Origin of the sequence: Micromonospora globbae (genome assembly GCF_003610785.1) — a bacterium.
Classification (GTDB): Bacteria; Actinomycetota; Actinomycetes; order Mycobacteriales; family Micromonosporaceae; genus Micromonospora; species Micromonospora globbae.
In genome coordinates this window covers 136,323-149,566 of the sequence record NZ_RAQQ01000009.1, presented here as the reverse complement: position 1 = coordinate 149,566, position 13,244 = coordinate 136,323, and the positions used below count along the sequence as shown (strand labels likewise).

The window sequence follows — 13,244 nt, the reverse complement described above, 5'->3', positions numbered from 1 at the left end:
GTCAGCGCGCGGATCAGCGCGGCCCGTGGGTCAGCGCCGCGGACCGCCGCGGCGGTTGCGGGTCAGGCGCAGGAGCAGAACCACGATCACCACGACGACCACGAGGCAGCAGAGCAGGCCGAGGAAACCGAAGCCGCCGCCCCGGGACCGCCGCCGCGCGGCCTCCACCACCAGCTCACCGGTCCCGGTCGACGCCCACGCCGCGACCGGGACGAACACCGACAGCACGACCGCGCTCAGGACCGCGCCGAGGCGGGCCCACCACTTGCCGAAAGAAGACATGCTGACATCCTCGCCGAGGAACGCAACCACGGCAGCGCGCTCGACCGGTAACCGTGGGTGCACGTCCGTCGGCGGCCGGTGGCACGTCTCCCGCACCGCCGCCGTGCCAGGGGCCTCGGGAGCATCAGCGGGGCAGGGGAGCCAGCGGCGGCGGTGTCAGCCGTGTCAGCGGCACGCCGCGTCGAAGGCCGCCTCGTCGGCGCGGGACATCTCGAACGTCGTGGGCGGCGAGTCGGATCCGACGGTGGCGCCGGCGGCGTGCCCCGGAACGACGAAGCCCGGGCCCCCTGTCCGGGGCCCGGGCCGTCTTTCGTAGCGGGGACAGGATTTGAACCTGCGACCTCTGGGTTATGAGCCCAGCGAGCTACCGAGCTGCTCCACCCCGCGTCGGTGCCCACAACTCTACCCCATCGTCCGCGGCCGGGTTCCGGCGGTACCCCGATCCGGCCCCGACACCGGGAGCAGGGGCATCCGCAGCCCGGTCCACGCTCGTGCGCGCGAGTGGCGATCCGGTGGCCGGGCCGCGGCATCCCGCCGGCGCCGAGGAACGGAGCCACGAACGCGACCGAGCCCGCCCCCGGATGTCGGGGACGGGCTCGGACCTCTCTCGTAGCGGGGACAGGATTTGAACCTGCGACCTCTGGGTTATGAGCCCAGCGAGCTACCGAGCTGCTCCACCCCGCGTCGGCCTGACAACCGTAGCGCACCATCCCCGTACGCCGCAAAGCGACGTACGCGAGGGCACACCGGACGGGTCCGTGGGGCCTGGCGGTGCCCCTCCGGGCGGCGGGGCACCGACCCGGTCAGTCCAGCCAGTCCGCGACGGCCCGGACCGCCCGGCGGCTGTAGTCGTCGACGTTCGCCCGGTTGCTGGAGGTGCCCTCCCAGCCGATCTCCCAGAGGACGGTCACCACGTCGCCGATCCGGACGACCCGGATCAGCCGCACGGTCTCCCCCTCGGCCGTCCCACCCGCCGTCAGGGCGGGCGTGCGCAGCTCGATGAGCAGCGACTCGTCGCCGTACGCGCCGCCGGGCAGGAGCCGCTGCCGCGACACCCCGCCGGAGGCGGCCTCCTGCTCGGGGCACTCCCGCACCGCCCGGCGAAGGTCGGCCATCCAGTCGCCGGCCCGCCCCGCCCGGTGGATGGTGATCGTGTGCCGGTAGCTGCCGTACGGCACGGCCATCTCCGGCCGGTCCGCGCCCAGGTGGTAGAAGAGCGCGCGGGTGCGCCGCTGCACCACCGGCTCGTCGAGGTCGGCGCCGCAGAACTCCGGCAGGACCGGCTCCCCCTCGGTGAAGTACGGCGGGGCCGCGACGAGCCCGGCCGGCTGGGCGAAGAAGGCCCGATCCGGGATCGAGGTCGGCGTCCGGGGAGCGCGCGTACCGGTCGCGGGCGCGGACGGCGTGCGGTCCGGCGTGGCCGGTGCGGTGGTGGTGGGCGCCGGGGTGGCCGGGGACGGTGACGGTGGGCTCGCCGTCACGGTCGGCGTGGCGGCCGGCGGGGTGACGGGCCCCCGGTCGTCGGCCAGGACCAGCCGGGTGCCGGTGGCGGCACCGGCGATCAGCAGCACCGCCACGAGGCTGCCGCCCGCCGCCCGGACCCGGGCCCTCCGGTCGGCCCACCGGCGCAGCGCGTCCGGCCCGGCGAGTGGGCGGCCGTCGGCGTCGGCGGCGAGGGAACGGTAGAAGTCGGACACGTCACGCGACATCGTTGGCCTCCAGTTCCGCGGCGGAGACGCCGGGCAGCAGTGCGGCCAGCCGGGCACGGCCGCGGGACAGCCAGGACTTCACCGTGCCGGTCGGCACCCCCGTCTCCCGGGCGATCTCGTCCACCGACATGTCGAAGAGGTAGTGCAGGGCGAGCGCCTGCCGCTGGGCGGCCGGCAGTCGACGCAGCGCGCCGGTCAGCAGGACGGCGTCCTCGCCGGGTGGCGGCACCGCCTCCGGCGGCCCGCTCCGGACGAGCGCCGCCTGCCAGCCGCGCAGCCGCCGCCACCGGTCGGTGGCCAGTCGGGCGACGACCAGCCGCAGCCACGCCTCCGGCGCCGGGTGGGCCGACATCCGCCCCCACTGCCGCCAGGCCCGGGCGTACGCCTCCTGCACCAGGTCCTGCGCCTCGACGTAGTCGCCGGCGACCGCGTAGCCGTACCGGAGCATGCGTCGGGACGTGCTCCGGTAGAACTCGTCGAAACTGCTCGCGTCCCTCATGTCCGCACCACACTCCCCGGTCGCCTCCTTTTCAGACAGGACGGACGAACCGCGTGGCCGGTTGCGGTCGGAGAGACGACAGAGCCCCCGGTACGCCGGACGTCGGTCCGGCGTACCGGGGGCTGACGTGGTGTCGGTCAGCCGCCCCCGGCGGGCGGGCTGCCGCCCGGCGACGGCGGAGGGGCGCTCGGTGACGCGCTGCCGCTCGGCGCCGGGGTGCCGCCCGGCGTGCCGGACGTCGGGGTCGCCTGACCCTGGGCCTGCTCGAACGCCTTCATCGCGTCGTCGAGGGCCTTGAGCGCCCGCCCGTACCGCTCGAAGTCGCCGGACGCCTGCGCGGCCCGCACCTCGGCGATGGCCGACTGCACCCGGTCCGCCGCGGCGGCCAGCTCGCCGGTCATCGGCGGCTTGTCACCGCCGGTGGGCGGCGGGGGCTGGTCGCCACCCGTGGGCGGCGGAGGCGCGTTGTCGGCGGCGCGCTTGCCCTGCTCGACGAGCTGCTTGATGCCGTCGGACAGGTTGTTCGCCAGCGCCACGAACGAGCCGCCGTCGCCGTAGGAGACGAGCACCCGCTGCAACTGCGGGAACGCGTCCTGGTTGTTGCTCTTCACGTAGACCGGCTCGACGTACAGCATCCCGTTGCCGAACGGCAGGGAGAGCAGGTTGCCGTACTGCACCTGCGCCTGCCCGGACGCGGCCAGCAGGTTCAGCTGCTGCCGGATGTCGCCGTTGTTGGTCATCTGCTGGTGCACCTGCACCGGCCCGGAGATGCGGGTCTGGTCGGGCAGCTCCAGCACCTCCAGCCGCGGCTCGCCGTCGACGTACGACCCGGAGATCAACGCGGCGAGGTTCTGCCGGCCGTTCGGGGTCACCGCCGAGGTGAGCTGGAACCGCGGCCCCTCCTGACCCGGGAACTGGGTGAAGAGGTAGTACGGCGGCTGCGTCTGCCCGCTGTCCGGCGCGTCCGGAACGTTCGGCACCTGCCAGAAGTCCTGCGCCGAGTAGAAGTCGCCCGGGTTCGTCACGTGGAACTTGATGAGCAGGTTCCGCTGCACCTTGAACAGGTCGGCCGGGTAGCGGAAGTGCTCGGCCAGCTCGGCCGGGATCTCCTCCTTCGGCAGCACCAGGTCGCCACCGAACGCCTTGTTCCAGGCCTTGAGCACCGGGTCGTTCTCGTCGAACTCGTACAGCCGGACCGTGCCGTCGTACGCGTCGACGGTCGCCTTCACGGAGTTGCGGATGTAGTTGACGTTCTCCCGGGCGAGCTGGAACGTGCCCCGGCCGGTCAGCTCGTCCGTGGTCTCCTCACGCAGGTTGACCCGCTCCGCGTAGGGGTAGGTCGCCGCGGTCGTGTAGCCGTCGACGATCCACTGGACGCGGCCGCCGACCACGGCCGGGTACGGGTCGCCGTCGAGGGTCAGGAACGGGGCGACCTTCTCCACCCGGTCACGCGGGTTACGCACGTAGAGCAGCTTCGAGTTCTCGTTGACCGCGCCGGAGAGCAGGAAGTTCGACTCCTGCTCCTTGATGGCGTACAGCAGGCGGCGGGTGAACGACCCGATCTCCACGCCGCCGGAGCCGGTGTAGGTGTAGAACTCGCCGCCGCCCTCGCCGACCGGCCGGTCGAACTCGGCCTTCTTGTTCGGGTCGGTCTGGCCGACGATCGCGTAGTCGTCGTCGCCCATCCGCTCGCCGTAGTAGATCCGCGGCTGGGTGGCCGGGATCTGCTCGGTCTGCGAGGAGCACGACTCCTGCGTCCGCTCGCCGAGGAAGCCGGAGACGAAGAACGGCTGGCCGCCGCAGACCACCTGGTTCGCCGGGGCGGCCACGAGGCCGTACCCGTGCGTGTACACGGTGTGCCGGTTGATCCAGGTGTTCTGCTGGTCGGTGAGCTCGTCGTAGTTGATCTCCCGGACGCCGACGACGTAGTCGGAGATCTTGCCGTTCACCCCGTACCGGTCGATGTCCAGCTTCGGGCCGAAGTCGTAGAAGCCCCGGACCTGCTGGAGCTGGGTGTACGTCTCGCTGACGAGCTGCGGGTCGAGCAGCCGGACGTTCGGCACGACCGACGTGTCGGTGGCCAGGCTGGCCGGCGGGGTGAGGTTCGTGGCCCCGTACGCCGTGGTCTTGGTGGCCGCGAGGCCGAACGCGGCCCGGGTCGCCTCGATGCTCCGCTCGATGAACGGCGCCTCCTTCTCCTTGGCGCTCGGCTTCACCTCGAACGTCTGCACCGCCCACGGGTAGATGCCGCCGATCGCCACCGCCGAGACGCCGAGCAGGGCGAGCGAGATGCCCGGCCAGACCAGGTTCCGCATCCAGGCGTTGGAGAAGATGATGATCGCGACGGCCACGACGATGGAGATGTACGCGAGGATCTCCTTCGCCGGCAGCAGCGCGTTGACGTCGGCGTAGCCGGCGCCGTAGAGCTTGGCGCCCTCGTTGTACTCCAGCAGCATGGCGCGCCGGTCCAGCACGTACGCGACGGCCTTGAGCGCCACGAAGAGCGCGACCAGCGTGCTGAGGTGGGCCCGGGCGGCGTTGGTCATCCGGTCGCCGACGCCCTGCAGGCGCACGCCCCCGAAGAGGTAGTGCATGGCGAGCGCGCCGACCACGGCGAGCACCACCGCGGTGAAGCCGACGCCGAGGAGGTAGCGCCAGAACGGGAGCTGGAAGACGTAGAAGCCGACGTCGATCCCGAACTCCGGGTCCTTCACGCCGAAGTCGCCGCCGTTGCGGAAGAGCAGCCACTGGTTCCACCGGCTCTGCGCAGAGAGGCCGGCGAAGAGGCCGACGATCACGGAAATGACGCCGATCCAGGTGCCCAGCCGCGGGGTGAGCACCATCCGGTAGCGCTCCAGCGTGGCCTGCTCGACCGAGTGCGGGCGCAGCCGGGGTCGCAACCGGTAGGCCAGCCAGAGGTTGCCGCCGACGATCACCGCCATGGCGAGGCCGATCACGAGGAACAGCAGCAGCCGGGTGACGAGCACCCCGGTGAAGACCTGGGTGTAGTCGACCTCGTCGAACCAGAGCCAGTCCGTCCAGGCCTGTACGCCCCAGCCGAGGAGGGTGAACAGCGCGAACACCCCGACCAGGACGGCGATCGTGACGCGTCCGCGCCGACTCATCCTCGGCAGGGGGCTGCTGCTTCGCATGACCACTGTTGGCTCCGCACGCTCGATTGATCGGCTCCGACCAGGCACCCAGAGTACGGGGTGTTCCTGAATACGACCGACCGTGGTCGCGCCGTGCCGGCCCGCGGGTCGCGTCGCGCCGCCCGTGGGGACGCGTCGTGCCGCCCGCGGACGGGCGGTCCGGCCACCTCAGAGGCGCGAGCGGCGGCCCGCGTGGGGTCAGCAGCGGGTCGGCTGGCCCCCGGCGCGCAGCGTCTCGAGGGCGCCGAGCGCCTCGTCCAGCGAGCCGACCCTGATCAGTGGCAGATCGGGCTGCGGGTTGCGGACCGCCTCGGCGCAGTTGTCCGCCGGCACCAGGAAGACCTTGGCCCCGGCCCGCTTCGCGCCGACGAGCTTCTGCGCGATCCCGCCGATGGGGCCGACCTTCCCCTCGTCGTCGATGGTCCCGGTGCCGGCGATCACCATGCCGCCGGTCAGGTCGGCCGGCGTCAGCTTGTCCACGATGCCGAGGGCGAACATCAGCCCGGCGCTCGGCCCGCCGATGTCCTCCAGGTCGATGCTGAGGCTGAACGGGTGCGGCTGCTTCTGCTCGATCTGGACGCCGATCCGCGGCTGGCCGTCCTGTTCCCGGCTGGTGACCCGCGCGGTGGCCGGCGCGCCGTCGCGGGTGTAGCCGATGGTCAGCGTGCTGCCCGCCGGCTTGGCGCGGATCAGCTCGGTGAGCCGGACGGCGACCGGCACCGGCTGCCCGTCGACCGAGGTCAGCACGTCACCGGCCTTGAGGACCCCGGCGGCGGGCCCGTCCGCGTTCACCGACTTCACCACGACCTGCACCGGGAAGCCGAGTTCCCGCAGCGCGGCGGTCTCGGCGCTGGTCTGCGAGGCGGCGAAGTCCTCGGCGTTGCGCTGCTGGACCTGCTCCTGCGACTCCCCCGGCGGGTAGATCAGCTCCCGGGGCACCACGGCCTCGTCGTCGGAGAACCAGCCGGCGATGGCGGAGCGGAGCTTGACCGAGGGCTGGACGCCGACCGTGGTGAGCCGCAACTGCCCGGCCGAGGTGGAGGTCGCCCGGCCGGAGACCTGGATGACCTCCTTGCCGTTCTCCGTGCCCAGCGTGTTGACCGTCGGCCCGGGACCGAGCACCACGTACGGGATCGGCGCGCCCAGCACCCCGATGCTGAGCAGAGCGGTGAGCAGGGCACCGAGCAGGACGGTCACGCCGCGACGTCTCATGCGGCAGAGCGTACCGACCCGTCCGGCTCGTCCCGTCGGTGCGCGGACGACTTCGCCCTCAGCGCAACGCCAGCGGCGCGACCAGGGGCGTGGCGCGCGTACCGTAGACGTCGTGCCTGATATTCCGTTCGGTTTCGCGCTACCGGGTGGGCAACCACCAGACCCCAACGACCCCGCGCAGATGCAGCAGTTCATGGCGCAGTTGCAGCAGCTGTTCTCCGCGTCGGGAGGCGGGCCGGTCAACTGGGACCTCGCCCGGCAGGTGGCCGCCAGCCAGCTCGCGGCCGCGGGCGACCCGGCGGTGACGCCGTACGAGCGCAACGCCGTGGAGGAGGCGCTGCGCCTGGCCGACCTCTGGCTGGAGCCGGCCTCGGCCCTGCCGTCCGGCATTCAGACCTCGGTGGCCTGGAACCGCAACGAGTGGATCTACAAGACCCTGGACGTCTGGCGGAAGCTCTGCGACCCGGTGGCGAGCCGGATGGTCGGCGCCATGGGCGACCTGGTGCCGCCGGAGGCGCGCGCCCAGCTCGGCCCGATGCAGTCGATGGTCGCCACCCTCGGCGGCGCCCTCTTCGGCGGGCAGCTGGGGCAGGCGCTCGGCTCGCTCGCGGCCGAGGTGCTCTCCGCCGGTGACATCGGGCTGCCGCTCGGCCCGGCCGGCACGGCCGCGCTCATCCCGGCCAACATCAAGGCGTACGGCGAGGGCCTGGAGCTGCCGGAGGACGAGGTCCGCCTCTACGTGGCCCTGCGCGAGGCCGCCCACCAGCGGCTCTTCCAGCACGTCCCGTGGCTGCGCGGGCACGTGCTGAGCGCCGTCGAGATGTACGCCTCGGGCATCCGGGTCAACCGGGAGGCCATCGAGGAGGCGATGGGCCGGGTCGACCCGACCGACCCCGAGTCGATGCAGGCGATCGCGCTGGAGGGCATCTTCACTCCCGAGGACAGCCCGGCGCAGAAGGCCTCCCTGGCCCGGCTGGAGACCGCCCTGGCGCTGGTCGAGGGGTGGGTGTGCCACGTGGTGGACAGCGCCGCGGGCGGCCGCCTGCCGAACGTGGTGCGGCTGGCCGAGGCGTTCCGGCGCCGCCGGGCGGCCGGTGGGCCGGCCGAGCAGACGTTCGCCGCGCTGGTCGGTCTGGAGCTGCGCCCGCGCCGGCTGCGCGAGGCGGCGGCGCTCTGGGCCGCGCTCACCGAGCACCGCGGCATCGCCGGGCGTGACGCGCTCTGGGGGCACCCGGACCTGCTCCCCTCCGAGGAGGACTTCGCCGACCCGGTGGCGTTCGCGATGGCCGAGTTCGACATCAGCGAGCTGGAGAACTTCGACTTCACGGCCCCTGGCGGTCCCGAGGAGCAGACGCCGGGTCAGCCCGAGCAGCGCCCGGACGACGGCGACGGCGAGAGCCGCTCCTGACGGACGGCGCGCAGCGGCCGGCGGACGCCTCGGGCGGCGCCGGCCGTGTTGCGTGACCGCTCAGGCGGGTGACTGACCGGTCAGACCGGGCGTCTGAGACGGGCGCCACGGAGGGCGCGCGCGTTGTAGGGCGCCGGCATCCTCGGGGCGGGGTCGGTCGCCGGTCAGCCGGCGTGGCCGGCGCCGGACAGGAGCGCACGGGTCGCCTCCCAGCCCTCCACGGCCGGGTCGAGGGTCGCCACGTCGGCGGGGCCCCGCAGCCGGCGCCAGGCCGGCGTGACGGCCAGGTCACCGGGGCGCGGGGCGGCGGCGCGCACCGTGGCGGGCACCGTCCGGTCGAGGTCCAACGGCGGCAACCATTCCGGTACGGGCAGCCGCACGGCGACGCCGAACAGGCCCGGTCCGCCCCCCTCGGCCGGTGCCACCGCGACCGGGCGGCTGGTCAGCGGGCGGAGCAGCTTGCCGATGGTCAGCCCCGGGACGTCCGGGGCGTCGGCGGCCAGCACGGCGGCCTGGTCGTACCCGGACAGCGCCGCGAACACCGCGTTCGGCGTCGGCTCGGCCACCTCGTACACCGGCATCCCCGGCCAGGTCACCGCGTCGGCCACCCAGCGGTCGGCCGGGGTCACCGCCACGGCGGTGTCGACCTCGGTGAGCGTGGCCATCAGGTCGACGGTGTCCTCGGCCAGCGCGGTCCGGAAGCGGGCCGGGTCGACGCCCGGAGGCGTCCAGGTCACCGGCCCGAGCAACGCCACCACCACCCGCCGCACCATCCCCCGACCCTAACCCGCCCCGCCCGTCGGGGGCGTCGGGGGCGTCCGGGGTGCCGGGGTGCCTACGCCGGCGGCGGACCGCCGGGCGCGACGGGCCGGCGCGACGGCCGTCAGTCGGTGAGGGCGGGGACGGCGGCGGCGGCCGCCACGCCCTCGAGGTAGCCCCGGGCGCGTTCCGACTTCGGGTAGCGCGCGACCAACGCCCAGAACGCCGCGTTGTGGCTCGGGACGATGAGGTGCGCCAGCTCGTGCAGCAGCACGTAGTCGATCACCCAGTCGGGCATCTCCTGCACCCGGTGGGAGATCCGGATGGTGCGGTCGGCCGGGGTGCAGGAGCCCCAGCGGCCGTTCTGGTTGGTCACCCAGCGGACGCTCGCCGGAAGGGCCTCGTGGCCGTACTCGGGGAGGTACGCGTTGCGCAGGCGGGTGGCCCGGGCGAGCAGCTCCGCGTCGGTGCGGGCCAACCGGCCCTCACGGGCGGCGAGCCGGGCCAGCATGCGGTCGACCCACTCGCTCTCCTCGGCCCGGGAGAACTGGTCGGGAATCAGGACGACGACACGCTCACCGTCGCGGTACGCGGACACCGTGCGTCGCCGGCGCTGGCTGCGCCGCACCTCGACAACCGGCTTGCGCGTCCCGGCCATCACAGACCCGCGCAGCCTCGGTTTGCTGCCACGAGGGAAAGCTACTGCCTAGTGACCAGGGGTACGCAAGGGTCAACCCCACGACACGCGCCCGGAAGATGGCGATTGGTCGCCAGGAGTCCTGAAAATTTTCTTGCCGGGACGCCGAAAGAGGCCACCGTCACCCTTCGTGGCGGCCCGTCACCGCCACCACCTGGGACGGCGGCGCGCCGCTCCACGGTAGGTGATCATAAAACCGGCCCGTCCCCGGGGTGCCCCGGGGTCGGCCCGACCTCACCGGCGCCGGGCGCCCCGGGCGAGGCGGCCACCCCGACCTGCCCATCCCGGGTGGATCAATCTGCGGGGTTCGCCCGGCGTGTCCCAGCCAAAGTGACTTATCCGGCGTTATCCGCCATGCACACTCTCGTGGTCGGCTTCCTCACAGTGTCGACGCACAGCTGACATGGAACCGCCCACACCTGGGTAGGGTCCGCGGACCAGCGGCCACGTGGATGGCCGCAGGAGTAAGACCCAGCGCCGGCGCCCCGCGTGGCCCGCCGCCGGGACAACCGCCGGAACGGGCATCGGCCGGCGGACGAGACGAGGAGGGCACCGTGGCCGACCAGGCCCAGACCTACAACGGTTACTGCGTCAAGTGCAAGGAGAAGCGGGACTTCGAGGGGCACATCGAGGTCTCGAAGACCGGAATGAACATGGCCAAGGGCAAGTGCCCGGTGTGCGGCACAACAGTGAACCGCATCCTGGGCAAGGCCAAGGTCTGACCGGATTCGCGTCGACGGGGGAGGGCGGTGGACCCGCGCCTCCCCCGTCGGCGTGACCGGCAGGAGGCCGTCGGATGTCGGCTGCCCGACACGGCCGTACGAGGGCTGTGGATAACCCGGAAATACCTGTGGACAGCCCTGGACAGGGCCCACCACACCTGTGGACAACGATCGACGGAGCGCACGGACGCGGTCACCATTCGTTGCCATGAGCCGTGCCGCCCTCCCCCGCCCGACGCTGGTGCCCGGCCTGACCCGCCTCTGGCGTGACCGGCACACCCTCCAGTTGGGCGTCGGGCCGGAGCGGGCCGTCCTCGTCGACCTCGCCGACCCGCGCGCCGCACGGCTGCTGGACCTGCTCGACGGCACGCGCAGCGAACGCGGTGTGCTGGCCCACCCGCTCGCCACCGACGTCGGGTCCGAGCAGGCCCGTACGCTGCTCGACGCCCTGCGCGCCGCCGGGCTGGTCGTACCCGGACACCACCTGCTCCCCCGCGACCTCGCGGGGCCGGCCCGGGCCCGGCTCGGCGCGGAGGCCGGCGCGCTCGGTCTCGCCGCGCCCCGCCTGCCGGCCACGCCGGCCCAGGTGCTCCGCCGCCGGCGGGCGGCCCGGGTGCTCGTGACGGGAGCCGGCCGGCCCGGCGCGGCGGTCGCCGTGGCGCTCGCCCAGGCCGGCGTGGGGCAGATCGGCGCGGATCTCTCCGGGCCCGTACGCCCCGCCGACCTCGTCGGCACGGGCATCCCGGCCACGGAACTCGGGCGCCCGCTCGCCTCCGCCGTCCGCGAGGCGATCGCCCGGTCGGCACCCGGCACCGGAGGGCTCACCGGCCGGCCGGAGCGGGCCGACCTGGTGGTGCAGCTCGGCACGGACCGCCCGGCGGCCCTCCTCGCGGCCGCGTACGCCCGCCGCCGCCAGCCGCACCTGCTCGTCACGATGCGCGAGGGCGTGCCGGTGATCGGGCCGATGGTCCGGCCCCCGGTCGGGCCGTGCCTGAACTGCGTGGACCTGCACCGCGCCGACCGCGACCCGGACTGGCCCCGGCTGGCCGCCCAGCTCGCCGGCGAGGAGCCCGCACCGGCCGGCGCCACCGCCACCCTGCTGGCCGCCGCCGGGTTCGCCGCCGCGGAGGTGCTCGCCCACCTCGACGGCGCCGTCCCGGAGACGGTGGGCGGGGCCGTGGAGATCGGCGGGCCCGCCCGGTTCCGCCGCCGCGGCTGGCCGCCGCACCCGCGCTGCGGGTGCTCCCGCCAGCGCGGCTGACCGGAGGCGGGCACGGTTCCGCACCGGTGCCCGCTGACCCGGCGACCAGCCACGGCACGCCGTCAGGGCCGTCCGGACGCGCCCACCGTGTCCCGTGATGACCGGAGTCGGACCGCGCGTCCGGGACCGAACGACGGGTGCCGACGCGCTCAGCAGCCGCGGACCCGCCGAGTCGGTAACAATGGCCGGGTGACCGACATCCCGCGCCGGGCCGTGTCCCGGACCGCCAAGCTCGCCGCACTGCCGCTCGGCTTCGCCGGCCGGACCGTCCTCGGCATGGGAAAGCGCGTCACGGGGCTCGCGTCCGACGTGATCTCCGCGGAGATCCAGCAGCGCACCGCGGAGCAACTCTTCAGCGTTCTGGGCCAGCTCAAGGGCGGGGCCATGAAGTTCGGGCAGGCGATGTCGGTCTTCGAGGCGGCACTGCCGGAGGAGATCGCCGCCCCGTACCGGCAGGCCCTCACGAAGCTCCAGGAGGCGGCGCCGCCGCTGCCCGTGGCGAGCGTGCACAAGGTGCTGACCGAGCAGCTCGGCCCGGACTGGCGGGACCGCTTCGTCTCATTCGACGACACCCCCTCCGCGGCGGCCAGCATCGGGCAGGTCCACCGCGCCGTGTGGCGCGACCCGGGGTACGGGCCGGCGGGCGCACCCCAGCACCGGGACGTGGCCGTCAAGATCCAGTACCCGGGGGCCGGGGACGCGCTGCTCTCCGACCTGAAGCAGCTCTCGCGGCTCGGCGGGATGCTCCGGGCGATCCAGCCCGGCCTGGACGTCAAGCCGCTCCTCGCCGAGCTGCGGGAGCGCATCACCGAGGAGCTCGACTACGAGTTGGAGGCCGAGTCGCAGCGGGCCTTCGCCGCCGCGTACGCCGACGACCCGGACATCTACATCCCCGCCGTGGTCGCCGCCGCACCGCGGGTGCTCGTCACCGAGTGGGTCGAGGGGACGCCGCTGGCCGACATCATCCGGGAGGGCACCGAGGAGCAGCGCGACGAGGCGGGCCGGCTGATGGCCGAGCTGCACCTCTCCGCGCCGATGCGGGCCGGGCTGCTGCACGCGGATCCGCACCCGGGCAACTTCCGGCTGCTCCCCGACGGCCGCCTCGGCGTGATCGACTTCGGCGCCGTGGCCCGGATGCCGGAGGGCACCCCGGAGCCGATCGGCCGGCTGGCCGGGCTGGCCCTGCGGGGCGAGGCGGACGCGGTCGTCGAGGGTCTCCGTTCCGAGGGCTTCCTCAGCCAGACCGAACCGATCGACGCCCAGGCGGTGCTCGACTACCTGCGGCCGATGCTGGAGCCGGTGGCCGCCGAGGAGTTCCGCTTCACCCGCGCCTGGCTGCGCGCCGAGGCCGCGCGGCTGGCCAGCCCCCGGTCACCCGCCTACCAGCTCGGCCGGCAGCTCAACCTGCCGCCGTCGTACCTGCTCATCCACCGGGTCACCCTCGGGTCGATCGGCGTGCTCTGCCAGCTGGAGGCCAAGGCGCCGTACCGGAGCATCCTGGAGCGCTGGCTGCCCGGCTTCGCGCCGGTCGCCTGAGCGCGGC

The 13,244-nt window shown here is 73.9% G+C and carries 11 protein-coding genes and 2 tRNA genes; 4 read left to right on the top strand and 9 right to left on the bottom strand.

Annotated features, from left to right (window positions below; all coding sequences use genetic code 11):
* Window positions 1-30: 30 nt before the first annotated feature.
* From D7I43_RS14555 to D7I43_RS14525, 7 genes are all read right to left on the bottom strand, one after another.
* Window positions 31-282 (bottom strand): hypothetical protein, encoded by a 252-nt coding sequence (locus tag D7I43_RS14555; RefSeq protein ID WP_120329021.1) that lies wholly within the window; start codon window positions 280-282, stop codon window positions 31-33.
* Between the two features lie 313 nt (window positions 283-595).
* Window positions 596-669 (bottom strand) — tRNA-Met (locus D7I43_RS14550).
* A 223-nt stretch (window positions 670-892) separates the two neighbouring features.
* Window positions 893-966, bottom strand: a tRNA-Met gene (locus D7I43_RS14545).
* Window positions 967-1,085: 119 nt separating this feature from the next.
* Complete coding sequence (locus D7I43_RS14540) at window positions 1,086-1,991, bottom strand: hypothetical protein (RefSeq protein WP_120329020.1); 906 nt, start codon at window positions 1,989-1,991, stop codon at window positions 1,086-1,088.
* Entirely contained in the window at window positions 1,981-2,490 is a 510-nt protein-coding gene (locus D7I43_RS14535; RefSeq protein WP_120329019.1) for a SigE family RNA polymerase sigma factor, read from the bottom strand. The genes D7I43_RS14540 and D7I43_RS14535 overlap by 11 nt, the downstream gene beginning before the upstream one ends.
* Before the next feature lie 137 nt (window positions 2,491-2,627).
* Window positions 2,628-5,642 (bottom strand): UPF0182 family membrane protein, encoded by a 3,015-nt coding sequence (locus D7I43_RS14530; protein ID WP_120329130.1) that lies wholly within the window; start codon window positions 5,640-5,642, stop codon window positions 2,628-2,630.
* 198 nt (window positions 5,643-5,840) lie between these two features.
* Window positions 5,841-6,854: a YlbL family protein gene (locus tag D7I43_RS14525; RefSeq protein WP_120329018.1), complete on the bottom strand. Its 1,014-nt coding sequence runs from the start codon at window positions 6,852-6,854 to the stop codon at window positions 5,841-5,843.
* 112 nt (window positions 6,855-6,966) lie between these two features.
* On the opposite strand from D7I43_RS14525, the gene D7I43_RS14520 reads away from it, so the two are divergent.
* On the top strand, window positions 6,967-8,262 hold the full coding sequence (locus tag D7I43_RS14520; protein ID WP_192902155.1) for a zinc-dependent metalloprotease: 1,296 nt from the start codon (window positions 6,967-6,969) through the stop codon (window positions 8,260-8,262).
* A gap of 164 nt (window positions 8,263-8,426) precedes the next feature.
* On the opposite strand, the gene D7I43_RS14515 is transcribed toward D7I43_RS14520, so the two are convergent.
* Both D7I43_RS14515 and D7I43_RS14510 read right to left on the bottom strand, forming a co-directional pair.
* A complete protein-coding gene (locus D7I43_RS14515; RefSeq protein ID WP_120329016.1) occupies window positions 8,427-9,035 on the bottom strand; it encodes a hypothetical protein in 609 nt (202 codons plus the stop codon).
* A 110-nt stretch (window positions 9,036-9,145) separates the two neighbouring features.
* Window positions 9,146-9,679: a M48 metallopeptidase family protein gene (locus D7I43_RS14510; RefSeq protein WP_120329015.1), complete on the bottom strand. Its 534-nt coding sequence runs from the start codon at window positions 9,677-9,679 to the stop codon at window positions 9,146-9,148.
* Window positions 9,680-10,272: 593 nt separating this feature from the next.
* Here D7I43_RS14510 and D7I43_RS33040 point away from each other — a divergent pair.
* The 3 genes from D7I43_RS33040 to D7I43_RS14500 all read left to right on the top strand — a co-directional run bounded on the left by D7I43_RS33040 (window position 10,273) and on the right by D7I43_RS14500 (window position 13,237).
* On the top strand, window positions 10,273-10,440 hold the full coding sequence (locus D7I43_RS33040; RefSeq protein ID WP_007072829.1) for a DUF5679 domain-containing protein: 168 nt from the start codon (window positions 10,273-10,275) through the stop codon (window positions 10,438-10,440).
* Window positions 10,441-10,648: 208 nt separating this feature from the next.
* Entirely contained in the window at window positions 10,649-11,701 is a 1,053-nt protein-coding gene (locus tag D7I43_RS14505; protein WP_120329014.1) for a ThiF family adenylyltransferase, read from the top strand.
* 189 nt (window positions 11,702-11,890) lie between these two features.
* Window positions 11,891-13,237: an ABC1 kinase family protein gene (locus D7I43_RS14500; protein WP_120329013.1), complete on the top strand. Its 1,347-nt coding sequence runs from the start codon at window positions 11,891-11,893 to the stop codon at window positions 13,235-13,237.
* The last annotated feature ends 7 nt before the right edge of the window (window positions 13,238-13,244 follow it).

Coding starts and splice junctions, on each gene's coding strand:
- D7I43_RS14555 (WP_120329021.1), bottom strand. CDS start 282: ATGTCTTCTTTCGGCAAGTGGTGGGCCCGCCTCGGCGCGGTCCTGAGC.
- D7I43_RS14540 (WP_120329020.1), bottom strand. CDS start 1,991: ATGTCGCGTGACGTGTCCGACTTCTACCGTTCCCTCGCCGCCGACGCC.
- D7I43_RS14535 (WP_120329019.1), bottom strand. CDS start 2,490: ATGAGGGACGCGAGCAGTTTCGACGAGTTCTACCGGAGCACGTCCCGA.
- D7I43_RS14530 (WP_120329130.1), bottom strand. CDS start 5,642: ATGCGAAGCAGCAGCCCCCTGCCGAGGATGAGTCGGCGCGGACGCGTC.
- D7I43_RS14525 (WP_120329018.1), bottom strand. CDS start 6,854: ATGAGACGTCGCGGCGTGACCGTCCTGCTCGGTGCCCTGCTCACCGCT.
- D7I43_RS14515 (WP_120329016.1), bottom strand. CDS start 9,035: ATGGTGCGGCGGGTGGTGGTGGCGTTGCTCGGGCCGGTGACCTGGACG.
- D7I43_RS14510 (WP_120329015.1), bottom strand. CDS start 9,679: ATGGCCGGGACGCGCAAGCCGGTTGTCGAGGTGCGGCGCAGCCAGCGC.
- D7I43_RS14505 (WP_120329014.1), top strand. CDS start 10,649: ATGAGCCGTGCCGCCCTCCCCCGCCCGACGCTGGTGCCCGGCCTGACC.